The sequence below is a fragment of the Enterobacter sp. MGH119 genome (assembly GCF_001037675.1).
Classification (GTDB): domain Bacteria; phylum Pseudomonadota; class Gammaproteobacteria; order Enterobacterales; family Enterobacteriaceae; genus Enterobacter; species Enterobacter hormaechei_C.
This window is the reverse complement of record NZ_KQ089929.1, coordinates 548,092-571,499: the sequence shown is the minus strand read 5'-3', so window position 1 is coordinate 571,499 and position 23,408 is coordinate 548,092. Positions and strand designations below refer to the sequence as shown.

General features: G+C 53.2%; 23 protein-coding genes and 2 pseudogenes. 20 read left to right on the top strand and 5 right to left on the bottom strand.

Features of this window, described 5'->3' with window-relative positions:
- The first annotated feature begins 29 nt into the window (after positions 1 to 29).
- The 3 genes from fliS (at position 30) to amyA (ending at position 2,397) form a co-directional block, all read left to right on the top strand.
- The gene (fliS, locus tag SK53_RS02545) at positions 30 to 440 is read left to right on the top strand and encodes a flagellar export chaperone FliS (protein ID WP_006811147.1); all 411 of its coding nucleotides are present in this window, start codon (positions 30 to 32) and stop codon (positions 438 to 440) included.
- Positions 440 to 811, top strand: a complete 372-nt coding sequence (gene fliT / locus SK53_RS02540; RefSeq protein WP_003859615.1) for a flagella biosynthesis regulatory protein FliT — start codon at positions 440 to 442, stop codon at positions 809 to 811. The genes fliS and fliT overlap by 1 nt, the downstream gene beginning before the upstream one ends.
- Positions 812 to 909: 98 nt before the next feature.
- The gene (gene amyA / locus SK53_RS02535) at positions 910 to 2,397 is read left to right on the top strand and encodes an alpha-amylase (protein WP_003859614.1); all 1,488 of its coding nucleotides are present in this window, start codon (positions 910 to 912) and stop codon (positions 2,395 to 2,397) included.
- 506 nt (positions 2,398 to 2,903) lie between these two features.
- On the opposite strand, the gene yedD is transcribed toward amyA, so the two are convergent.
- Positions 2,904 to 3,317 (bottom strand): lipoprotein YedD, encoded by a 414-nt coding sequence (gene yedD, locus SK53_RS02530; RefSeq protein ID WP_003859613.1) that lies wholly within the window; start codon positions 3,315 to 3,317, stop codon positions 2,904 to 2,906.
- A 294-nt stretch (positions 3,318 to 3,611) separates the two neighbouring features.
- Positions 3,612 to 4,527 (bottom strand): annotated as a pseudogene (locus SK53_RS23290) (DUF4113 domain-containing protein); the annotation flags it as partial.
- A gap of 395 nt (positions 4,528 to 4,922) precedes the next feature.
- Between SK53_RS23290 and SK53_RS22280 the strand changes: the two are divergent.
- Positions 4,923 to 6,785, top strand: a complete 1,863-nt coding sequence (locus SK53_RS22280; RefSeq protein ID WP_053070159.1) for an acyltransferase family protein — start codon at positions 4,923 to 4,925, stop codon at positions 6,783 to 6,785.
- Positions 6,786 to 7,887: 1,102 nt separating this feature from the next.
- Here SK53_RS22280 and fliE read toward each other — a convergent pair.
- Positions 7,888 to 8,202: a flagellar hook-basal body complex protein FliE gene (gene fliE / locus SK53_RS02520; RefSeq protein ID WP_048208434.1), complete on the bottom strand. Its 315-nt coding sequence runs from the start codon at positions 8,200 to 8,202 to the stop codon at positions 7,888 to 7,890.
- A 229-nt stretch (positions 8,203 to 8,431) separates the two neighbouring features.
- On the opposite strand from fliE, the gene fliF reads away from it, so the two are divergent.
- The 14 genes and pseudogenes from fliF to rcsA all read left to right on the top strand — a co-directional run bounded on the left by fliF (position 8,432) and on the right by rcsA (position 19,954).
- On the top strand, positions 8,432 to 10,114 hold the full coding sequence (fliF, locus tag SK53_RS02515) for a flagellar basal-body MS-ring/collar protein FliF (protein WP_017383346.1): 1,683 nt from the start codon (positions 8,432 to 8,434) through the stop codon (positions 10,112 to 10,114).
- Positions 10,107 to 11,105 (top strand): flagellar motor switch protein FliG, encoded by a 999-nt coding sequence (fliG, locus tag SK53_RS02510; protein WP_003859608.1) that lies wholly within the window; start codon positions 10,107 to 10,109, stop codon positions 11,103 to 11,105. Before fliF ends, fliG begins: the two co-directional genes overlap by 8 nt.
- Positions 11,098 to 11,805, top strand: coding sequence for a flagellar assembly protein FliH (gene fliH, locus SK53_RS02505; RefSeq protein ID WP_048208433.1), 708 nt, complete (start codon positions 11,098 to 11,100; stop codon positions 11,803 to 11,805). Before fliG ends, fliH begins: the two co-directional genes overlap by 8 nt.
- Positions 11,805 to 13,175, top strand: coding sequence for a flagellar protein export ATPase FliI (gene fliI, locus SK53_RS02500; protein WP_032609583.1), 1,371 nt, complete (start codon positions 11,805 to 11,807; stop codon positions 13,173 to 13,175). Before fliH ends, fliI begins: the two co-directional genes overlap by 1 nt.
- 21 nt (positions 13,176 to 13,196) lie before the next feature.
- Positions 13,197 to 13,640 carry a flagellar export protein FliJ gene (gene fliJ / locus SK53_RS02495; RefSeq protein WP_006811155.1) on the top strand — a complete coding sequence of 148 codons (444 nt, stop codon included), beginning with the start codon at positions 13,197 to 13,199 and terminating at the stop codon, positions 13,638 to 13,640.
- Positions 13,637 to 14,851: a flagellar hook length control protein FliK gene (fliK, locus tag SK53_RS02490; RefSeq protein ID WP_032609585.1), complete on the top strand. Its 1,215-nt coding sequence runs from the start codon at positions 13,637 to 13,639 to the stop codon at positions 14,849 to 14,851. Before fliJ ends, fliK begins: the two co-directional genes overlap by 4 nt.
- Before the next feature lie 106 nt (positions 14,852 to 14,957).
- Positions 14,958 to 15,428, top strand: a complete 471-nt coding sequence (fliL, locus tag SK53_RS02485; protein WP_003859598.1) for a flagellar basal body-associated protein FliL — start codon at positions 14,958 to 14,960, stop codon at positions 15,426 to 15,428.
- A gap of 4 nt (positions 15,429 to 15,432) precedes the next feature.
- Positions 15,433 to 16,437 carry a flagellar motor switch protein FliM gene (gene fliM / locus SK53_RS02480; protein WP_003859594.1) on the top strand — a complete coding sequence of 335 codons (1,005 nt, stop codon included), beginning with the start codon at positions 15,433 to 15,435 and terminating at the stop codon, positions 16,435 to 16,437.
- Entirely contained in the window at positions 16,434 to 16,847 is a 414-nt protein-coding gene (gene fliN / locus SK53_RS02475) for a flagellar motor switch protein FliN (protein WP_003859592.1), read from the top strand. Before fliM ends, fliN begins: the two co-directional genes overlap by 4 nt.
- A 2-nt stretch (positions 16,848 to 16,849) precedes the next feature.
- Positions 16,850 to 17,224 carry a flagellar biosynthetic protein FliO gene (gene fliO / locus SK53_RS02470; protein WP_003859591.1) on the top strand — a complete coding sequence of 125 codons (375 nt, stop codon included), beginning with the start codon at positions 16,850 to 16,852 and terminating at the stop codon, positions 17,222 to 17,224.
- Positions 17,224 to 17,961: a flagellar type III secretion system pore protein FliP gene (gene fliP, locus SK53_RS02465; protein WP_003859589.1), complete on the top strand. Its 738-nt coding sequence runs from the start codon at positions 17,224 to 17,226 to the stop codon at positions 17,959 to 17,961. The genes fliO and fliP overlap by 1 nt, the downstream gene beginning before the upstream one ends.
- A gap of 10 nt (positions 17,962 to 17,971) precedes the next feature.
- A complete protein-coding gene (gene fliQ, locus SK53_RS02460; protein WP_003859587.1) occupies positions 17,972 to 18,241 on the top strand; it encodes a flagellar biosynthesis protein FliQ in 270 nt (89 codons plus the stop codon).
- A gap of 6 nt (positions 18,242 to 18,247) precedes the next feature.
- A pseudogene (gene fliR, locus SK53_RS02455) lies at positions 18,248 to 19,040 on the top strand (flagellar biosynthetic protein FliR); the annotation flags it as partial.
- Between the two features lie 290 nt (positions 19,041 to 19,330).
- Positions 19,331 to 19,954, top strand: a complete 624-nt coding sequence (gene rcsA / locus SK53_RS02450; protein WP_003859584.1) for a transcriptional regulator RcsA — start codon at positions 19,331 to 19,333, stop codon at positions 19,952 to 19,954.
- A 99-nt stretch (positions 19,955 to 20,053) separates the two neighbouring features.
- Here rcsA and dsrB read toward each other — a convergent pair whose 3' ends face one another.
- Positions 20,054 to 20,242, bottom strand: a complete 189-nt coding sequence (gene dsrB / locus SK53_RS02445) for a protein DsrB (protein WP_003859583.1) — start codon at positions 20,240 to 20,242, stop codon at positions 20,054 to 20,056.
- A gap of 128 nt (positions 20,243 to 20,370) precedes the next feature.
- Here dsrB and yodD point away from each other — a divergent pair, with 128 nt between their 5' ends.
- Together yodD and SK53_RS02435 are read left to right on the top strand one after the other, a co-directional pair.
- Positions 20,371 to 20,598 carry a YodD family peroxide/acid resistance protein gene (gene yodD, locus SK53_RS02440; protein WP_017383339.1) on the top strand — a complete coding sequence of 76 codons (228 nt, stop codon included), beginning with the start codon at positions 20,371 to 20,373 and terminating at the stop codon, positions 20,596 to 20,598.
- A gap of 295 nt (positions 20,599 to 20,893) precedes the next feature.
- On the top strand, positions 20,894 to 21,694 hold the full coding sequence (locus tag SK53_RS02435; RefSeq protein WP_003859579.1) for a mannosyl-3-phosphoglycerate phosphatase-related protein: 801 nt from the start codon (positions 20,894 to 20,896) through the stop codon (positions 21,692 to 21,694).
- Here SK53_RS02435 and dgcQ read toward each other — a convergent pair.
- Positions 21,679 to 23,379 (bottom strand): cellulose biosynthesis regulator diguanylate cyclase DgcQ, encoded by a 1,701-nt coding sequence (dgcQ, locus tag SK53_RS02430; protein ID WP_048208430.1) that lies wholly within the window; start codon positions 23,377 to 23,379, stop codon positions 21,679 to 21,681. The genes SK53_RS02435 and dgcQ overlap by 16 nt on opposite strands.
- Positions 23,380 to 23,408 lie beyond the last annotated feature (29 nt).

The window sequence follows — 23,408 nt, the reverse complement described above, 5'->3', positions numbered from 1 at the left end:
AAACGCTAATCAGACCCTAGGGGGATAACATGTACGGCGCAAAAGGCACGCAAGCCTACGCAAAGATAGAAGTTGAAAGCGCGGTGATGAGCGCCAGCCAGCAGCAGCTGGTTATCATGCTATTTGATGGAGCCCTCAGCGCACTGGTACGGGCACGTCTGTTCCTTGCAGACGGTAATATCCAGGCAAAAGGGCTGGCGCTCTCCAAAGCGATTAATATCATCGAAAATGGCCTGAAGGTCGGATTGGATGAAGAGAGTAAAGACGAGTTAACACAAAACCTGATCGCTCTCTATGCCTATATGGTTCGTCGCCTGCTTCAGGCCAACCTTCGCAATGATGCCAGTGCCATCGAAGAGGTGGAAAATTTACTGCGCAATATTGCGGATGGCTGGAAGGAGGCAGCAGGTATACCAACTCTTGTCCAGGACGCCGTCTAATGAGTAACGCACCGCAACTTTATGCCCTTTATCAGCAACTCCTTGAGCAGAGCCAGTTGATGTTGCGACTGGCCCGGCAGGGACTATGGGATGATCTGATCATCTGTGAAACCGACTATGTTAATGCGGTGCACTCACTGGCTCGTCTCACTCAGGAAAGTGAACCTTCGACGCAGATTCAGGAGCAGCTTCGCCCGACGCTGCGGGTGATCCTGGACAACGAAGGCCAGGTAAAAACGTTGCTGCAAGCCAGAATGGATGAGCTGGCGAAGCTGGTCGGGCAATCTTCCATCCAGAAAACCGTTCTCTCCACCTACGGTAACCAGGGCGGTCATGTCCTGGTTCCGCAAAGTAATAGCGATATCAATTAGCCATTTAACTGGCGGGCAAACGTTAACCGTTTCGTTCGCCAGGCATTTCTGCCAAACCTGCTCCATACTTGAGTTTCGCGACCTCATGGAGATGGTGCATGCGCAACCCAACACTTTTACAATGTTTTCACTGGTACTACCCCACCGGCGGTGAACTGTGGCGAGAAGTCACGGCATTAGCCCCCAATCTGAACGAAATCGGCATCAATATGGTCTGGTTACCGCCGGCCTACAAAGGGGCATCCGGCGGCTATTCCGTCGGGTATGACTCTTATGACCTTTTCGACCTCGGTGAGTTTGACCAGAAAGGCAGCGTCGCCACCAAATACGGCGATAAAGCCCAGTTGCTGGAGGCCATCAACGCCTTAAAAAGTAACCAGATTGCGGTGCTTCTGGACGTGGTGGTCAACCACAAAATGGGGGCCGATGAGAAGGAACCCGTCCGCGTGCAGCGCGTGGATGCGCAGGATCGCACCCAAATCAGCGATGAGATCATCGAATGCGAAGCCTGGACGCGCTACACCTTTCCCGTTCGGGCCGGCCAGTATTCGCAGTTCATCTGGGATTACAAATGCTTTAGCGGTATCGACCACATTGAAAACCCCAATGAGGACGGTATCTTCAAAATCGTGAACGACTACACCGGCGAAGGCTGGAACGATCAGGTCGACGACGAGATGGGCAATTTCGATTACCTGATGGGTGAAAATATTGATTTTCGCAACCATGCGGTGACGGAGGAGATCAAATACTGGGCGCGCTGGGTGATGGAGCAAACCCACTGCGACGGCTTCCGCCTGGACGCGGTAAAACACATTCCAGCCTGGTTCTATAAAGAGTGGATTGAGCACGTCCAGGAGGTGGCCCCGCAGCCGCTGTTTATTGTGGCGGAATACTGGTCTCACGAAGTGGATAAATTGCAGCACTACATCAATCAGGTGGACGGCAAAACGATGCTGTTTGATGCGCCGCTGCAAATGAAATTTCACGAAGCGTCACGCCAGGGACGCGACTACGATATGAGCCAGATTTTCACCGGTACGCTAGTGGAAGCCGATCCGTTCCATGCCGTGACCCTGGTAGCCAACCACGATACCCAACCCTTGCAGGCGCTGGAAGCCCCGGTTGAAGCCTGGTTCAAACCGCTGGCCTACGCGCTCATCCTGCTGCGTGAAAACGGCGTGCCGAGCGTGTTCTACCCGGATCTTTTTGGCGCCAGCTATGACGACACCGGCGGGGATGGCGAGACGTATCACATCGATATGCCGGTGATTGAACAGCTCCACGAGCTGATCCTCGCCCGGCAGCGTTTTGCCCACGGCGTGCAGACGCTGTTTTTCGATCATCCAAACTGTATTGCGTTCAGCCGCAGCGGGACTGAGGAGCACCCGGGCTGTGTGGTGGTGCTGTCGAATGGGGATGACGGCGAGAAGACGATCTGCCTCGGGGAAAATTACGGCAATAAGACCTGGCGTGATTTTTTAGGCAACCGCGAGGAAACCGTGACCACGGCGGCGGATGGCGAAGGGACGTTCTTCTGTAACGGGGGAAGCGTCAGCGTCTGGGTGATTGAGGACGCGCTGTAGTGCTGGAACAGTGTGGTCTGATGCCCTCACCCCGACCCTTTCCCACAGGGAGAGATATCCCCAGTAATTTGAAAGCAGAAGCAATAACGTTGCCTTCATAATAACTGAGGACTTTCAGCGATGCCCTGGTCCGGCTGTAAATCGCCGAAGCGTTTCCGTAAGGCCGGGGCGAGGCGCAGGGAAGCGCCGAGAGGGCGTGGCCTGCATGGATGCAGGCTCATGCCCGACCCGATAGCCTGAAGGAAAAAGCTGAGGGTACCGCGAAGCGGCGAGTTTCCGCCGGGAGCCCGGGTCGCCAGGGTGGTGGCGACTGAGCCACCCTGGCACGTTCACCGCACATGTCGCTACAGAGTAGCAAGGAACATAAAGTGAACGGAATGACCACCAGAGCCGTATGTTCCCCCTCACTCCAGCCCTCTCCCTCCAGGGAGAGGGGGCCGACGGTGAAGGCATTATTTTGTGGAGATCTCTCAGACCACGGGTAGAGGGCGCAAACTCCAAAACGGTTACGGAAGCTTACTCTCCAGCGGATTCTTGCTCAGGTAATCTGCGCATTCCACCGTTGGACGGTCAACCTTGTACAGTTCCATACCGTCATACTCCAGCGCCGCCCCATCACGCTCCAGCGGATAGACATCCAGCTTACGCGTCACGTTATAATAATCATCTGAACGCAGCATGATCTTACCCGGCACCGCGATAACGCGCTGCCACTGACGGCAATCCAGCGTATCCCCCTCTGGCGTCACCACCAGCGTGGCGATCGCTTCCGGGCTCACCATCGCGCTCTGCGGCCCTTTCGACTGCCAGTAACCTGCCAGTTGCGAAGGTACCGGGTGCTTAATCACTTCCTGATAGTTATCAACCTGAACACATCCCGCTAACGTCAGCATCGCAGCCACAATTGCTACTTTTTTCATCATCTTTCCTGCATGCGAAGAAAAAAATATTGTGGCATTAAAGCCATCAGGCTGCCAGCGTAAGATTGGAAGGTTTACACCTGCATCCCCATCATATGAGCATACATTTTTCATAATCGACAAAGATCGTCCAAGAGCGCACCAAATAACAGATGGTTATAGTCGTCGAAAACATCAGTCGTCTAAGTTCGCCTTAGAACGAGTGCTGTTTTATGTCACATCCACTCCTGTTGATCCTCTCATCATAATTACCACCAATATGTTCGTAGGATTTAACAGCTGTGCACCAGTTCATTATCGGACCTTTGGCAGGTCAGAAAAGCCGATAGTGTAGCGCGTCGAAAGTATTTCACGCTTCGTCTGCAAAGAATGTTGTATTCCCTTTCCTGCAAAATAAAGCGTGCCCTTCCCGTCCTTAGCCATAATCTTCTTTAACTTCTCGCTACCTGTTGAGATGCGCTGTCGCTGTAATATCACTCCTGAAGAACAAAAGAGGATGTCTTTACTGAGGTCGAGATAAACCGGCAGTACTGGTGCCCTCCGCGAATTTTCTTAGCGCCACGGACCGCTTTATTGCAAATGGCCTGCCGCATCTGTTCGTATTCGTTAATACGTTCACCAAACGATCGGCTGAATGCTGTTCCTGCTTCACTGACGCGAATTCTTCCAGGTCGACACATGAATTGCCAGGCCGCTCGCGAAAGGTTCGCTCGAGCACTAAATTAAAGTACTTGCGGATTATCCATGTGCTCTGTTCTGATATATCCAACGCAGTTTAACTATCCATCGCGCTTAGCTTCTAACTAATAGAAGTCCAACATGCAATCCATCTTCTACATGCATAAGCGTCACCAGGCTTCGCTGACGGACGACGTTTATGAGGTCAAGCAGCTAGCCCTTTGCTCACTGCATGGTTTACAAGATTCGCCAGAGTCTTTGTCTGTGCTATGCCAATACCAACTGTAATATACGTCCGCTTTAACACCAGCGTGCGTATCTCTTTCCCAAATATTAGTTAGGTCAGGGCAGTTGCTTAAGCCAGTCTGGGCAAAAGAAGCTTCGTCTATACTGTAAATTTTTCACAACAGCTCATTTCTTCCAGGATGGTCATTATCCGGCTCGACATAGAAGTGGATAGCTCGAAGATACTACTGAAGCAAACAACATCAGCGCGCCGGAAAAGTTCATTTTGCTTAAAGAATGGCCACCCAGACCTGGAGAATGCAATGTGTAGCGACCGCGACAACACGCACGTCATCAAATTTCTCTCCTTATGTAGCCTCGCCATCATTCAAGGATTGATGCGTTATCGGCCAAATCTTCAGACTATTGACGCCCAACAAACCAAATGAGCAATTTGTCACCACACTCATTTAGCGCTTCAGTATTGAAAACATGAAAGCCTCCTGCGTTTGCACAGGAAGGACGGTATGGTTCTGTGAGGTCGATGAAGACGGCTTGTACGTCTACTGCGCGCACCATAACCCTCAAAAAAACCACTGTGTATTAAAACAGCACGTCAAAACTAGCCTGTCGATCCAGACTTTCTTTGATGTTATAATAAGAAAATACTGATTTTTACTAACTTAACAACAAGACATAACAATGATTACTTTTAGAAAAGATATTAACGGATTGAGAGCGCTAGCAGTAATATCAGTTGTACTTTATCATTTTGACACCCCTTTTTTCTCGGGAGGATTCTCTGGCGTAGATATATTCTTCGTGATTTCTGGATTCTTGATGACTGGTATAATCCAATCAAGGCTAGAAGCAAATAACTTTTCATTCATTAAATTTTATCTAGATCGCGCTAAAAGAATCATACCAGCGTTATCTTGCACCTGTTTGCTAGTATTTATATCATGTTGGTTCTTCTTAACGCCAACAGATTTCGAGACGCTTGGTCGACACATTTATTCAAGCTTATTGTTTATATCGAATATAATATACTTCAAAGAGATAAACTATTTTGATGCTTCGGCTAGTCAAAAGTGGCTCCTGCATACATGGTCATTATCAGTAGAGTGGCAATTTTATATGTTATTACCACTGTTAATGTTCATTGTGTACAAAATTAATAGGAAGGCAATAAATAGTGTTCTACAATTTGTTTTTATAGTAAGCCTAACACTATCAGTTTATTTCGTTGAATCAAATAAAGCATCTGAAGCTTTTTATCTTTTACCAGCTAGAGCTTGGGAGATGGTTATTGGCGGGTTGGTGTATTTGAATCAGATAAAAATCAACAGGCGTTACCTGGCTATATTACATTATATATCTATCTTTACTATGGTTGCAGCTATAGTCTGTCTTGATAAAAACGATCAGTGGCCTGGGTTGCTCGCATTGATACCTGTTTCTGCTGCGGCCGTTTTTATCGCTTCAGGACATGATTCATGGATATCAAGTAATCCAGTTGCGCAATTCATTGGAAAAATATCCTACTCTGTTTATCTATTCCACTGGCCTGTGGTAGTAGCGTTGAATTATTTCGGTTTAACGGATTCATCAATGAGATTCGCTGGAATTATATTATCATTTATCCTTGGCGCTATTTCTTATAATCTAATTGAAAATCAGACAAAAAGAGTATTAAATCAATACCGTCAGCAAACATATAAAGAAATCATAGCTATTATATTAATCTTATTGATTCCTTTCGGCGTTTCCGCATTTTCAAGTCAAAATGGTGGATTTGCATCAAGATTCCCTTACGCACTTCTTACGTCTGAGGATATTGCTAAAGAGAGAGCTAGATATTGGGTTGACGGTGATAAGGAAAAACCAGTGCCCGCGAACGGACCAAGAAAAATAGTCATTATCGGAAACTCGCACGGTGTTGATCTAACTTATGCGCTAACCGAAAATGGGCTGAAGGGTGATATCACTTATCTTAGAACAACGTCTTATTGCTCAAACTTTGGATTTACTCCAAATTATCCGCAATATAAAGATAAATGCCCTCCAGTTTTCCATAAAGCAGTCAATAATAAAGCATTAAATGATGCTGATGTTGTATTTATGCACGACGATTGGGCTAAAGAAGATCTGCTCAATCTGAGTAAATCACTGAATGAATATCTTTCAAAAACTAAAGCTCACATATATGTTATTGGACCAAAAATGACATATACTAAAAGCGCCATTGATATAGTAGCTAACTCAATGGATGAGAAAAAAACCACAGTTGAAATGGTGAACGAATACTCTAAAAACTATTATTCCAAACCAAAAATTAAAATTGACAAAGACTTAAAAACATTTTTCTCTGAACATAAGGAGTATGCAAGTAGAGTGACGTATATCTCTGCAATGGATATTCAGTGCGGTAATAACTATGATTGCAAACTTCTAAGTGAACATAATAAATCATTTTATTACTTTGACGCAGGACACTTCACTCTTAACGGGTCGATAAACTTTGGTTCAATGCTAAAGAGTGCACATCCTGAATTATTTCTGTAATATTTATGGGCCAGATACACTGGCCCATCCTAATTTTTGAAGAACAGGTCCAAGTGGTCATTTTCTGCGTCCATAACCATAGTCCCCCGGAATATGGTTATGGCTCTTGAAGTTACTCTTGAGTGGTATTGCCTCCTGTAATATCTGTATTAACATCGAAAAAACCGATGAAATAAATACGCAACCATCTAATAATTAAAATATTCACCTGGCATCCTACGAGCTTCCATAACATGTTAAAATCGTTAAATAAGTAACTTCAAAAAAAATAACAACCAAATCCTTTTCTAATCTTGATGGAAAATGTCATTGATGAATATTCTTATATTGAGCAAGGACGAGGCGTAAATAGTCGATTACGCCTTCTCCGGAATCGAGGAGTGTACCGCACATCTTACAACCCGCTACATGGCTGTTTGAGCCAATCGGTAAATTCTACTGTATAAGACAGCGACCTGCTGAATTGATTGTGCCGCTGGTTGCAAAAGCATGACTCTCCAACCTTAAACTGGTAGCGGATGTGGTCTGGTTTGCTAGGTAATAATTTCTATTACGTAATAAATTTTCTTATAGTGTATTCCTAAAAATACTTGCCTGAAATAAGTGTGCTTACACCTGACTTAAACATATCCAAAAGACTTTTGCTTTGATAATAACAGCTAGTTATACCAAGCGATGTGGTTGGTCAGAAAACGCTTCCTTCGGAAAGTTTGAAAGCAACCTCATGTCATTAAACACAACCTTGGCATAATCAGGTAATGAACCAGAATGTTCAATACTTTATCCAACGTGGCATTTAATTGTGATAAGAATTGCTGCGGTGAAGTCGTATTTGCGTATCGGTTCGAGCCTTCACCAGATAGAGTAGTGTCGGATAACCCAGGCTGTAGGTCACCAGTACATGCATCGAACCGGTAAACGCGATCGGCTCGCTGGTATCAACATCATTCCCTGCTCTACCGGTAATGCAACCCTGTTGCTGATTGCTATCTTAGATGCCCGGCACCTGAATGACCCTAGCTGCCTGGATAATCCCGTCCTCTATAATCTTGGCGTTAATATTGGATGGATATTAATTATAAATATCATTAGGTTAGATAACCTAAACTTGCATGCCCATCACTTCCTGGTATGCCGACACCAGCTTGTTACGCACCTGCAACCCCATCTGCAATGACACCGACGCTTTTTGCAGATCGGCCATCACATCGTTGAGCGCCACGCCGGGTTCGCCAAGGGTAAATCTCTCAGCCTGGGTACGGGCCGCGTTTTGCTTGTCGCTGATCCGGTCCAGCGCCGCATGCAGTTGACCGGCGAAGCTAACGCCCGGCGGCTGGTGAGCCACGCTCTGAATACGGGCGGTCATCGCCGTTGCCTGTAACTGACTGAGTACCCCTTCAATGCCCTGTATAGCCATGACTCTCCCCCTGGATGTTTTTTTACGAGGTCAAGACTAACAGCTTGTCAATAAGATAATGGCGGTAAATAGCGTTAAAAAACCAGGTTATTTGACGCATAGAAAATCCCGAATCATCAAATAATGGCAGGGCCATCAGTATGGAACTTTTGTCGTGTTTGCCGACCCGGGAGTCAGTTTTGTTTCTCTACACGAATAACGTAAACCACCAGGATTTAAGAGGTGCGCAATGAGTGCGACAGCAGCATCGACAGCGCCACAGAATAAATCACTCGAGTGGATGAACCGCCTTCGCGCCAACCCTAAGATCCCGTTGATTGTGGCAGGCGCTGCCGCCATTGCGATCGTTGTCGCGATGGTCTTATGGGCAAAAAGCCCGGATTACCGCACGCTCTACAGCAACCTTTCCGACCAGGATGGCGGTGCCATCGTCACCCAGTTAACCCAGATGAACATCCCGTATCGCTTTGCCGATAACGGCGGTGCGCTTGAAGTACCGGCAGATAAAGTGCACGAGCTTCGCCTGCGTCTCGCCCAGCAGGGGCTGCCGAAAGGCGGCGCGGTTGGGTTTGAGCTGCTGGATCAGGAAAAATTCGGCATCAGTCAGTTCAGCGAGCAGGTTAACTACCAGCGCGCGCTGGAAGGTGAGCTGGCCCGTACGATTGAAACCTTAGGCCCGGTGAAAAGTGCCCGTGTGCACCTGGCGATGCCTAAGCCGTCCCTGTTTGTCCGCGAACAAAAGTCCCCTTCTGCCTCTGTGACCGTTAACCTCGAACCTGGCCGTGCGCTGGATGAAGGGCAGATCAGCGCCGTCACGCACCTGGTCTCCAGCGCGGTGGCCGGTCTGCCGCCAGGTAACGTCACGCTGGTGGATCAGAGTGGTCATCTGCTGACGCAGTCCAACACCGCCGGGCGCGATCTCAACGACGCCCAGCTGAAATACGCCGCCGACGTGGAAGGCCGTCTTCAGCGTCGCATTGAAGCGATTCTGGGCCCGGTGGTCGGCAGCAGCAATGTGCACGCGCAGGTCACCGCGCAGATTGATTTCTCGAATAAAGAACAGACCGAAGAGCAGTACGCTCCGAACGGGGATGCCTCCCGCGCCGTGTTACGCTCGCGTCAGATCAATGAGACGGAACAGGTCGGCGGCCAATATCCTGGCGGTGTGCCGGGTGCGCTCTCTAACCAGCCTGCACCTGCCAACGCCGCGCCAATCTCCACCCCGCCGGCAAACCCGCAGAACGGTCAGCAAACGAATCAGCAGACGACCTCGACCGCGAACAGTACCGGCCCGCGTAACAGCAGCCGTAACGAAACGACCAACTACGAAGTCGACCGGACCATCCGCCATACCAAACTGAACACGGGCGATATTCAGCGTCTCTCTGTTGCCGTGGTGGTGAACTACAAAACGCTGCCGGATGGTAAACCGCTGCCGCTCACGGCGGAGCAGATGAAGCAGATCGAAGATTTGACCCGCGAAGCGATGGGCTTCTCTGAAAAACGTGGCGATACCCTCAACGTTGTGAACTCACCGTTCAACCCGGTGGATGAGACCGGTGGCGAACTGCCGTTCTGGCAACAGCAGGCGTTCTTCGATCAGCTGATGTCCGCAGGCCGCTGGCTGCTGGTGCTGATTGTCGCGTGGCTGCTGTGGCGTAAGGGCGTTCGTCCTCAGCTACAGCGTCGTGCTGAAGCCGAGAAAGCCGCGCTGGAACAGAAGAACGCGCGTCCGGACGAGGAAGAAGCGGTTGAAGTTCGTCTCAGCAAAGATGAACAGATGCAGCAGCGTCGTGCTAACCAGCGCATGGGCGCAGAGGTGATGAGCCAGCGCATTCGCGAAATGTCAGATAACGATCCGCGCGTCGTCGCGCTGGTCATCCGCGGTTGGATGGGTAACGAACATGAGTAATACGCTTACAGGCACCGATAAGAGCGTCATCCTGCTGATGACCATTGGGGAAGATCGCGCGGCGGAGGTGTTTAAACACCTCTCCCAGCGAGAAGTGCAGATCCTCAGCGCGGCGATGGCCAACGTGCGCCAGATCTCTAACAAGCAGCTGACCGAGGTGCTGGCGGAGTTTGAGCAGGAAGCCGAGCAGTTTGCCGCCCTCAACGTCAACGCCAACGAATACCTGCGCTCCGTGCTGGTTAAGGCGCTGGGCGAAGAGCGCGCCGCCAGCCTGCTGGAAGATATTCTCGAAACGCGCGACACCGCCAGTGGGATCGAAACGCTCAACTTTATGGAGCCGCAAAGCGCCGCCGATCTTATTCGCGACGAGCACCCGCAGATTATCGCCACCATTCTGGTCCACCTCAAACGGGGCCAGGCGGCCGATATTCTGGCGCTGTTCGACGAGCGCCTGCGCCACGACGTGATGCTGCGTATCGCCACCTTCGGCGGCGTCCAGCCAGCCGCGCTGGCGGAGCTGACCGAAGTGCTGAACAACCTGCTCGACGGCCAGAACCTCAAGCGCAGCAAAATGGGCGGCGTGAGAACGGCAGCGGAAATCATCAACCTGATGAAAACGCAGCAGGAAGAGGCGGTTATTACGGCGGTACGCGAGTTCGACGGCGAACTGGCACAGAAAATTATCGACGAGATGTTCCTGTTCGAAAACCTGGTCGAAGTGGACGACCGCAGCATCCAGCGCCTGCTTCAGGAGGTGGACTCCGAATCGCTGCTTATCGCCCTCAAAGGCGCCGAGCAGCCGCTGCGCGAGAAGTTCCTGCGCAACATGTCCCAGCGTGCGGCCGATATCCTGCGCGACGACCTGGCCAACCGTGGCCCGGTACGTCTGTCTCAGGTGGAAAACGAACAGAAAGCGATCCTGCTTATTGTTCGTCGACTGGCCGAAACCGGCGAGATGGTGATTGGCAGCGGAGACGACACCTATGTCTGATGAACTGTCGTGGAAGCGCTGGACGCCTGACGACCTCTCCCCTCCCAGCGCAGAGCTCACCCCTGCCGTTGTGTCGTCCGACGAGGGCGACGCCGGGGCGGGCGAACCCGAGCTGAGTGAAGAGGAACAGCGCGCCCAGTTGCTGGCCCAGATGCAAATGCAGGCGCACGAACAGGGCTTCAATGCAGGGATGAACGAAGGCCGTCAGACCGGGCACGCACAGGGTTATCAGGAAGGGCTGGCGAAAGGTTTAGAGCAGGGCATCGAGCAGGCGCGCCAGCAGCAGGCGCCGCTACATGCTCGCATGCAGCAGCTGGTGAGCGAGTTTCAGCATACGCTGGATGCGCTCGACAGCGTGATTGCCTCGCGCCTGATGCAGATGGCGCTGGAGGCGGCCCGTCAGGTAATCGGCCAGACGCCGGTAGTGGATAACGCCGCGCTGATTAAGCAGATCCAGGGGCTGCTCCAGCAGGAGCCGCTGTTCAGCGGCAAACCGCAGCTGCGCGTTCATCCTGATGATTTGCAGCGCGTGGAAGAGAGCCTCGGCGCGACGCTGAGCCTGCACGGCTGGCGGCTGCGCGGCGATCCGTCACTTCATCATGGAGGCTGTAAGGTCTCGGCGGATGAGGGCGATCTGGATGCCAGCGTCGCGACCCGCTGGCAGGAACTGTGCCGCCTGGCGGCACCGGGAGTCGTCTGATGACCGCTCGCCTTACGCGCTGGCTTAACACGCTTGATAATTTTGAAACGAAGATGGCGCAGCTGCCATCCGTTCGTCGTTATGGACGCCTGACGCGCGCCACCGGTCTGGTTCTGGAAGCCACGGGGCTGCAACTTCCGCTCGGCGCCACCTGCGTGATTGAGCGGCAGGACGGGGGGGAGACGCGTGAAGTGGAAAGCGAAGTGGTCGGGTTCAACGGTCAGCGCCTGTTTCTGATGCCCCTTGAAGAAGTGGAAGGGATTTTGCCCGGCGCCCGCGTCTACGCGAAAAACATCAGCGGTGACGGCCTGCAAAGCAGCAAACAGCTGCCGCTCGGTCCGGCGCTGCTGGGCCGCGTCCTGGACGGAAGCGGCAAACCGCTTGATGGCCTGCCCTCCCCTGATACCACCGAAACCGGCGCGCTGATCACCCAACCCTTCAACCCGCTGCAACGCACGCCAATCGAGCACGTACTGGATACCGGCGTGCGGCCGATTAACGCCCTGCTCACGGTGGGACGCGGCCAGCGTATGGGACTGTTTGCCGGCTCCGGCGTGGGTAAATCGGTCCTGCTCGGCATGATGGCGCGTTATACCCAGGCGGACGTGATCGTCGTGGGGCTGATTGGTGAGCGTGGTCGCGAAGTCAAAGATTTCATCGAAAACATTCTGGGTACGGAGGGCCGCGCCCGCTCGGTGGTGATCGCCGCGCCTGCGGACGTGTCGCCGCTGCTGCGTATGCAGGGTGCCGCCTACGCCACGCGTATTGCGGAAGATTTCCGCGACCGGGGCCAGCACGTTCTGCTGATTATGGACTCCCTGACCCGCTACGCGATGGCGCAGCGTGAGATTGCGCTGGCCATCGGCGAGCCGCCCGCGACCAAAGGCTACCCGCCGTCGGTCTTCGCCAAGCTCCCGGCGTTGGTTGAGCGCGCGGGGAACGGCATCAGCGGCGGCGGCTCCATCACCGCGTTCTATACGGTACTGACCGAAGGTGATGACCAGCAGGACCCGATTGCCGACTCCGCACGCGCGATCCTCGACGGCCATATCGTGCTGTCGCGCCGTCTGGCCGAAGCCGGGCACTACCCGGCGATTGATATTGAAGCGTCGATCAGCCGTGCGATGACGGCCCTGATCACCGAGCAACACTACGCCCGCGTGCGTAACTTCAAACAACTGCTCTCCAGCTTCCAGCGCAACCGCGATCTGGTAAGCGTCGGGGCGTACGCCAAAGGCAGCGACCCGATGCTCGATAAAGCGATTGCCCTCTGGCCGCAGCTGGAGGCATTTCTGCAACAGGGTATTTTTGAACGCGCCGACTGGGAAGATTCCCTCCAGGCACTGGAGCTGATTTTCCCGCAGGTGTAACACAGGTGGAGGGCGAAGGTCATGGCGCAGAACAGCGCGTTATCAACGCTGAAAGATCTGGCTGAAAAAGAAGTTGATGATGCCGCATTGCAGCTTGGCGCAATGCGACGCGGGTGCCAGCAGGCTGAAGAACAGTTGAAGATGTTAATCGACTATCAGCATGAATATCGCACCAACCTTAACACCGACATGACGCAGGGCATTGGTAGCCAGCGCTGGATTAACTATCAGCAGTTTATTCAGACGCTGGAAAAGGCGATTGAGCAGCATCGCCAGCAGCTTAACCAGTGGACGCAAAAAGTCGATACCGCGCTGAATTTCTGGCGCGAGAAAAAACAGCGGTTGCAGGCCTGGCAAACCCTACAGGACCGGCAGATTGCAGCCTCGACCCTGGCGGAAAACCGTCTGGATCAGAAAAAAATGGATGAGTTTGCCCAGCGCGCATCAATGAGGAAACCTGAATGATCACACTGCAACAACTGCTGATGACCGACAGCGACCCGTCCGGCGGCACGCTTGCCGGGAAAGGCGCTGAGGGCGCGCAAGATTTTCTCTCTCTGCTGGCGGGCGCGCTGACCGAGACCACTGGCAAAGGCAAAGATGCTCCGCTGACGCTGGCCGATCTAAAAGCGGCGGGAAGCAAGCTGTCGACAGCGGCACAGGAAAAAAACGGTGATACCACGCTCCAGGCCAAAATCGCCGAGCTGCTCTCCCGCCAGGAGACGCTGACCGGTGAAGATACCGCCGTCTCCCTGCAAAGCCTCGTCTCCGGCCTGAAACCCGCCGCGAATACGGATGCGCTGAAGGCGCTAACCCAGCCGGAGGCGAAAACAAACAGCGAGACCACGACTGAAGAAGAGGAGCTGGCCGGGTTAAGCGCGCTGATGGCGATGTTACCGCACCAGCAGACCACCACCCCGGTAGCGACGCAGCCTGCGAGCACCGGGGAGATCGCCCCCCGTGCCGCCCTCCCCTCTGCGCTAGCCCAGACGGATAACGGCCAGCATCAGCCGCTTAGCCATGCGTTAACGGGTCAGGAAAAAATGCCGGTTCAGGACAGCGACACCTCGCTGCCCGCCACGGCAGCCGTTACGCCAGCCGTCGCCGCCGTCGCGGAGAAGCAGGACGTAGCGAGCGCGGCGTCGCCTGCCGCCAGCCCAACCGCGACGCTTGCCCCGATCGTCAGTCACCTGGCGCCTTCACAGCCTGCCGCTACCGTTGCGACAGCGCCGGTGTTAAGCCAGCCGCTGGGCACGCACGAATGGCAGCAGAATCTGAGCCAGCACATCACCCTGTTCACCAGACAGGGACAGCAGACCGCAGAGCTGCGTCTGCACCCGGAAGATCTGGGTCAGGTGCAAATTTCGCTTAAGCTGGATGACAACCAGGCACAGTTGCAGATGGTTTCGCCCCACAGCCACGTTCGCGCGGCGCTGGAAGCGGCCCTGCCGATCCTGCGCACGCAGCTTGCGGAAAACGGCATTCAGCTTTCTCAAAGCAGCGTCAGCAGCGAGGGCTTTGCCGGGCAGCAGCAGTCCTCATCCGGGCAGCAACAGCACGCTTCGCGTTCCGGCCAGCATGGCGGGTTTAACGATGAGAGTGAAGAGTTATTGCCTGCCCCTGCCGCCCTGCAATCCGCCGCGCGCGGCAGCCGTGCCGTAGACATCTTTGCCTAAACGCCAGAGGTAACGTGATTATCCCCGTCTTTTCCACGCTTTGACCTAAGCCGGACACGGGATAATCACCGTATTAAGCTGTACCGAAACAGGAAGCTCGTATCAGATGACAGACTCCGCTATCACCAAAAAAAGCAAGCGTTCCATCTGGATCCCGCTGCTGGTGTTGATTACCCTCGCGGCCTGCGCCACCGCAGGCTACAGTTACTGGCGTATGCAGCAGGAACCCTCCAGCGCGGCCGCCAAAGCTGAAGCGCCGCCTCCACCGGCGCCGGTCTTCTACCCGCTGGATACGTTCACCGTGAACCTGGGCGATGCGGATCGCGTGCTTTACGTGGGTATTACGCTGCGTCTGAAAGATGAAGCGACCCGTGCACGTCTGAACGACTACCTGCCAGAAGTGCGTAGCCGTCTGCTGCTGCTGTTTTCTCGTCAGGATGCCTCCGCGCTCGCCACCGATGTGGGCAAGCAAAAGCTGGTCGATGCCATCAAACAGACGCTGGCGACCCCGCTGGTAAACGGCCAACCTAAGCAGGAAGTCACTGACGTTCTGTATACAGCCTTCATTCTGCGGTAACGACATGGGCGACAGTATTCTTTCTCAGGCAGAAATCGATGCGCTGCTCAACGGCGACAGCGATAAGAGTGACGAACCGAAACCGGGTCTGACCGGCGACGATAATATTCGTCCCTACGATCCCAATACCCAGCGTCGCGTGGTGCGCGAGCGTTTACAGGCGCTGGAGATCATCAACGAACGTTTCGCACGTCAGTTCCGTATGGGGCTGTTTAACCTGCTGCGTCGTAGCCCGGATATCACCGTCGGTGCCATCCGCATTCAGCCGTATCATGAGTTTGCCCGCAACCTGCCGGTGCCAACCAACCTTAACCTGATCCATCTGAAACCGCTGCGCGGTACCGGCCTGGTGGTGTTCTCGCCAAGCCTGGTGTTCATCGCAGTGGACAACCTGTTCGGTGGCGATGGCCGTTTCCCGACCAAAGTGGAAGGCCGGGAGTTTACCCATACCGAACAGCGCGTGATTAACCGCATGCTGAAGCTGGCGCTGGAATCCTACAGCGACGCGTGGAAAGCGATTAACCCGCTGGAAGTGGAGTACGTGCGTTCCGAGATGCAGGTGAAATTTACCAACATCACCACCTCCCCGAATGACATCGTCGTGAATACCCCGTTCCACGTCGAGATCGGCAACCTGACGGGCGAGTTCAACATCTGCCTGCCGTTCAGCATGATTGAACCGCTGCGCGAACTGCTGGTGAACCCGCCGCTGGAGAACTCACGTCACGAAGATCAGAACTGGCGTGAGAACCTGGTGCGTCAGGTGCAGCACTCGCAGCTGGAGCTGGTAGCCAACTTTGCCGACATCTCCATGCGGTTATCGCAGATCCTGAAATTACAACCCGGCGACGTTTTGCCGATAGATAAACCCGACCGCATTATTGCCCATGTGGATGGCGTACCCGTGCTGACAAGCCAGTACGGCACGATTAACGGCCAGTATGCGTTACGCGTTGAGCACTTGATCAACCCGATTTTGAATTCGCTGAATGAGGAACAGCCCAAATGAGTGACATGAACAATCCGTCCGATGAAAACAGCGGAGCACTGGACGATCTGTGGGCTGACGCGTTAAACGAGCAGAAAACAACGCCGACGAAAAGCGCGGCAGACGCGGTCTTTCAGCAGTTAGGCGGCGGCGACGTCAGCGGCACGTTGCAGGACATCGACCTGATTATGGACATTCCGGTCAAGCTGACCGTTGAGCTGGGTCGCACCCGCATGACCATTAAAGAGCTGCTGCGCCTGACGCAGGGTTCCGTGGTGGCGCTTGACGGTTTAGCGGGTGAGCCGCTGGATATTCTAATCAACGGCTACCTGATTGCACAAGGCGAAGTGGTGGTGGTGGCCGATAAATACGGCGTACGTATCACCGACATCATTACCCCTTCCGAACGTATGCGTCGTCTGAGCCGTTAAGTATGAAAACCCAGGCAACACTGTCCGCGCCCTCCGCCGTACCCGGCTCACCGCTGCTCCAGGTGAGCGGCGCGCTGTTCGGTATTATTGCCTTTATCCTTATCGCCGCCTGGCTGGCAAAGCGTTTCGGTCTGGCGGGGAAAACGGCCGGTACCCGCGGGTTGAAGGTCAGCGCCAGCACCCCGCTAGGACCGCGCGAACGCGTGGTCATTGTGGAGGTGGAAGATGCGCGACTGGTGCTGGGCGTGACCGCCTCCAGCATTAACGTTCTTCACACGCTGCCCCCTGCGCCTGCCACGGTGGAGGCTAACGCCCAGGCCCCTGCGGATTTCCAGTCCGTTATGAAGAGTTTGCTCAAGCGTCCCGGGAGATCCTGATGCGCCGTTTGTTATTCCTTACGCTGGCAGGCCTGGGCCTGTTCGCGCCCTCTGTGTATGCGCAACTGCCGGGGCTGGTTTCCACGCCGCTGGCGAACGGGGGACAAAGCTGGTCCCTGTCCGTGCAGACGCTGGTGTTCATCACCTCGCTGACCTTTATCCCGGCGATCCTGCTGATGATGACCAGCTTCACCCGCATCATCATTGTGTTTGGTCTGCTGCGAAATGCGCTCGGCACACCGTCCGCACCGCCCAATCAGGTGCTGCTGGGTTTAGCCCTGTTCCTGACCTTTTTCATTATGTCGCCGGTTATCGACAAGATTTACACCGAGGCGTACCAGCCGTTCAGCGAAGATAAAATTTCCATGCAGGTTGCCCTGGAAAAGGGGGCTCAGCCATTACGTGAATTTATGCTTCGCCAGACGCGTGAAGCGGATTTGGCCCTATTTGCCCGTCTCGCTAACACGGGCGAGTTACAGGGACCGGAAGCGGTGCCGATGCGCATCCTGCTGCCAGCGTATGTCACCAGCGAGCTGAAAACCGCGTTCCAGATTGGCTTCACCATTTTCATTCCGTTCCTGATTATCGACCTGGTGATCGCCAGCGTCCTGATGGCGCTCGGGATGATGATGGTTCCGCCCGCGACCATTGCCCTGCCCTTTAAGATCATGCTGTTCGTGCTGGTCGACGGCTGGCAGCTGCTGGTCAGCTCGCTGGCGCAGAGTTTCTACAGTTGAGGAGCGCGCAATGACGCCTGAGTCGGTCATGATGATGGGCACGGAGGCGATGAAAGTCGCGATTGCTGTCGCCGCGCCCCTGCTGCTGGTTGCGCTAGTCACCGGTCTGATTATCAGTATTCTCCAGGCCGCCACGCAGATTAACGAAATGACCCTGTCGTTCATCCCGAAGATCATTGCCGTCTTCGTGGCGATTATCGTTGCCGGGCCATGGATGCTCAATTTGCTGCTGGACTATATGCGCAACCTGTTCACCAATCTGCCTTACATCATCGGCTGACGGACGATGCTGCATTTCACCAGCGATCAGTTTGTTCAGTGGCTCGGGATCTATTTCTGGCCGATGCTGCGCATCATGGCGCTGATCTCCACCGCCCCCATACTCAGTGAAAAGTCGGTGCCTAAACGCGTCAAAGTTGGGCTGGGCATGGTTATCACGATTATCGTTGCCCCTTCCCTGCCGGCGGTGGATATCCCGATCTTTTCCCCGAATGCGATCTGGATTGCCCTGCAACAGGTGATGATTGGCGTGGCGGTCGGGTTCACGATGCAGCTCGCCTTCGCCGCGGTACGAACGGCGGGTGAACTTATCGGTTTGCAAATGGGCCTGTCTTTCGCGACGTTCGTTGACCCGGGCAGCCACCTGAATATGCCCGTGCTGGCACGTATTATCGACCTGCTGGCGATGCTGTTGTTTCTCTCGTTCAACGGCCACCTGTGGCTTATCTCGATGCTGGTGGACACCTTCCACACGCTGCCGATTGGCGACAACCCGGTCAACAGCAACGCGTTTCTGGCGCTGGTGAGGGCTGCCGGGCTGATCTTCCTCAACGGGCTGATGCTGGCGCTGCCGATCATTACCCTGCTGCTCACCGTTAACCTCGCATTAGGTTTACTCAACCGAATGGCTCCGCAGCTGTCGGTATTCGTCATCGGCTTTCCGGTGACGTTGACGGTTGGCCTTTTATTAATGTCATTATTGATGCCACTTATCGCCCCCTTCTGCGAACATTTATTCAGTGAGATATTCAATCTGTTAGCGGATATTGTTAGCGAACTTCCACGCAAATAATAACCCGCAGTGTTTGCAATGTCTTTCTGAGGATATTCCTAAAAATAATCTCGAAAAACATCTACCAGGATATATCTGACGCGGTTTAAATGTTTCTAACCACCTCACAATACTTAATATTTACTTTACTTTAAGATGATTCCTGGCAAATTATACGTAACTTTACGGGATAGTGAGTTCGCCTGAAAGTCTTTGTCATGCTCACAGGTTTTATTAGATTTTTTCCATCCCGTATGGCTGTTTATGAGCTCTCAGGCAGGTGGTGAATTATCGTTACGCATTGAGTGAGGGTATGCCATGTCAACGATCATTATGGATTTATGCAGCTACACCCGGCTAGGGTTAACCGGGTACTTAGCAAGCAGAGGGGTTAGAAAGAGAGACATCAACGATGCACACACCGTTGAAGAACTCGCAGCCGCTTGTGACGCCCACAAGCCCGGCGTGGTGTTTATTAATGAGGACTGTTTCATTCACGACCCCGCTAACAGTCAGCACATTAAGCAGATCATTAATCAGCATCCTAAGACCCTGTTCATTGTTTTTATGGCGATCGCCAATATTCATTTCGATGAGTATTTGTTGGTGCGTAAAAACTTATTAATCAGCTCGAAATCGATTAAACCAGAGTCACTTGATGACATTCTGGGCGATTATTTGAATAAAGAAGTTAAGAATGTAGGGGCGATTAACTTACCCACCCTATCATTAAGCAGAACTGAATCAAGTATGCTAAGAATGTGGATGGCTGGACAAGGGACAATTCAGATCTCAGACCAGATGAATATCAAGGCAAAAACAGTATCGTCACACAAAGGAAATATTAAAAGGAAAATTAAAACGCATAATAAGCAAGTAATATACCATGTCGTACGCCTGACAGATAATGTGACGAATGGGATTTTCGTTAATATGCGCTAATTTGCACGGCCATGTTGTACCCTACCTTGATCTCTGGCCTGGCCAGAGATTTTGCTTTTAAGCAGCCGGAGCCGGGGAGAAGACGCCCCCGACGCCGCCCTATTCCGCCGTTTCCACAAAGATCCCATCCGGGTGCCCCAGTTCGTTGAAGAACCAGATGCCGAGCGGGTAATCTTCCAGCGACACCAGATACATTGTGCCTTCATTAAACTCTTCTATTGCCAGAACCACGCCCGGGCGGCGCGGCCCACCGTCCGTTTTGACGGTTACCCGATCGTTGACCTTCATACATTCCTCCTGTGGTTTTGAGCCAGTGTAGAACAAATTACATTGCCTGGCATCGCCGCCTGGCGCGAATGGCGTTTTTGTGTGCGGTCTATACTTAGCTGTTGAGACGGTTAAATGAGGAGCCCGCCATGAAGACTGACAAAGAGTACAGCGACACCATTAAGCGTGAGGTTGAAGTGGATGTCGATGCCCTGCTTGCCGCCATCAATGAAATTAGTGAGTCCGAAGTTCATCGCGCGGAGGATAATTCAGACCGTGTCGTGGTCAATGGTCGGGATTACCATACCTACCGTGAACTGGCTGAAGCATTCGAGCTGGATATCCATGACTTTAGCGTCTCGGAAACGAACCGCTAAGACGAAAAAAATCCCGGTCATGGGGATGACCGGGATCAAACTTGCTTATGCAAGAAGCACTTGTAAATTCGTTACACCAGGAAATCTGATGCAAGTAAGACATTATCCCCAACAGAATTGTCTTACAAGCATATATTCTCTTAGCGAATATTATATTTTATACATGTGAATTTTGGTTATGAGTATAAACCTGCGCCGCGTGTGGGTTTGTCGGGATCGATTCCACTTAAACGGCGCTTCAATGCCTATTTTTTTTAAGATTTTTCTTAGGAAAAATCATCATCCGGGAGACATTATGCCTTCGCTTGAGGAGACTCTTCTTGTCTTTACCGACCTCGACGGCACGCTGTTGGATTTTCACACCCTTGACTGGCAGCCTGCGGCCCCGTGGCTGGAAAAATTAATGGATGAACAGATACCGGTCATTCTGTGCAGCAGCAAAACCGCGTCCGAGATGGATGACATCCAGCAGGAACTGGGGCTTGGCGGGCTGCCCTACATTGCGGAAAACGGCGCGGTGATCCAGCCTGACGTACGGTGGGAAAACGCCGCACGGTTCATCTCAGAAAAGAAGCATGACGATATCCGGCAGTGTATTGCCCGGGTACGCCAGGAGATGCATCTGAAATTCACCACCTTCGATGATGTGGACGAGCACGTAGTCGCCGAATGGACCGGGCTGAGCCGCCCCCGTTCGGTGCTTGCGCGCAAGCACGAGGCTTCCGTGACGCTGATCTGGCGTGACAGTGATGAACAAATGAGATACTTTGCCGCCGAACTCGCCCGGCAGCGGCTGAAGATCGTCCAGGGTGCACGCTTCTGGCATATTCTGGACACCTGCTGCGGCAAAGACGTGGCGGTTCACTGGCTTGTGGACCAGTATCGCCTGCACGAGGGCTACGAACCGACGACGCTGGGCCTGGGCGACGGCCCCAATGATGCCCCGCTGCTGGACAGCGTAGGCTTCGCCGTGGTGGTGAAAGGCTTCAACCGGGAGGGTATCAGCCTTATAAACAACGATCCAGCCCGGGTTTATCACACTCAGCACACCGGGCCGACCGGCTGGTGCGAGGGACTTGATTACTTTTTGAGGTGATCTTGCCAGATGACCCGGTTACGCCCGCGCTGTTTCGCCTCATACAGACGCGCATCGGCGGTGGATTGCAGATTTTCGAAGTGATAATTGCCCTTCTCCTGCGCACCAGAGACGCCAAACGACGCACTCACGCGCAGGGTGGTACTTTTCTTAATCAGAATCTCTTTGCTGTCGATACGCTCGCGGATCTGCTCTGCGACTTCCGCCGCCTCTTCAAGGGTCATGCCGGGCAGCACCACACAGAACTCTTCCCCCCCGACACGTCCGGCAATATCTTTATCACGGAGGGTGCTGGCAATCAGCCCCGCGGCATGGGACAACACCTTATCACCCGCCTGATGCCCGAACCGATCATTGATACTCTTGAAACAGTCAAGATCGATCTGAATGACCGAGAAAGGCAGCGACTGCTGTTCACACTGCTTCGCCAGTATTTTCGCCTGATCAAACAGCGATCCACGATTATTCAGCCGGGTCAGAGGGTCATGCCAGGCCTGCCATTGCAGCGAGTTCTGCATCGAATACATATTACTGACCATGCGCCGGATCACCAGCCATGAGATGAGCAGCATCGCGGTGAACAGCGCCCAAAGCAATGCCAGCACAATGCTGATGCTACCGAAATCGCCGCGCACCCCTTCATCCAGGGTGTGCACGCGCAGGATGACGCCATCAAAATGGTCAAGACGCTCCCAACTGACAAAACGACTCCCCAGACGAATGCCGCCTTCGGAATCCGATTCTATCGCGTGCGCTATCTGGGCTAATTCGCGCGCGTCAAAATGATTAACGTCCACAGCAGGTGACTCAGATGTCGCAAGCAGGGTAAGCCGGCTGTCATACAGCTGGTATTCCCCTTCCGGGTTATCGCCCACGGCTTCCACCAGCAGGCGACGCAGGGTGGCAAAGGTGAAATCCATCGCCACCACGCCATACCAGACGTGATGGTAATAAACCGGCACGCTGGCGGTAATCAGCGGCTTTTTGCCCACAAAAGAGGAAGGCGGCGAGATAAACCAGCGCACGGCACGCGCACGGTTTTCACGCTCGGACTGTTGGGTAAACCAGGGCTGAGTGACCAGATGATAATAGCGCTGCACGATATCGCTGGAATTTCCCGGCGTATCCGTTTCCAGAAAGAATCCGGCGCGAGAGACATAAATCACGCGCTCTTCGTTGCGGGAAGGGCTGGATGCCAGACGCAGTAAATACCCCACTTCAAGCGCCGCGGACAATTCATTATCAAGGTACTCATCATCACGGTTTAGAAGAGTGGTCTTTTCAACGAAGGCATCCGAAACACCGTTGATCGGTAATGTGCGCCGTTTATCAACCGCAATTTGCCAGGTGGGAGACGTGCGCAAATGCGCAAAACGCTTTACCGCATCATGCAGCGCGCCAAACGCCAGCGGCGTTTCCAGCGCATCATGCATGCTGTGGCGAAAAAACAGCATTTTATCGACGCTGAACTGAAGCTGTCTGTCCAGCGCACTGGCAACCGTTTCCAGATGGTTACGCTGGCTGGAGATATAAGCATCTTCCAGTACCACAACTTCGCGCCAGGTCAGGAGAGTGGAAAAAATCAGGACAACGATAAAACAGAAGTTAACAATCAAACTGGGATTGCTACGCTTATGCAGCCACTGCAAAAAAGATTGTTTTACAACAAAGGTATCGTGCTGCACACACACTCCCTGATTGTCGCTCACCATCC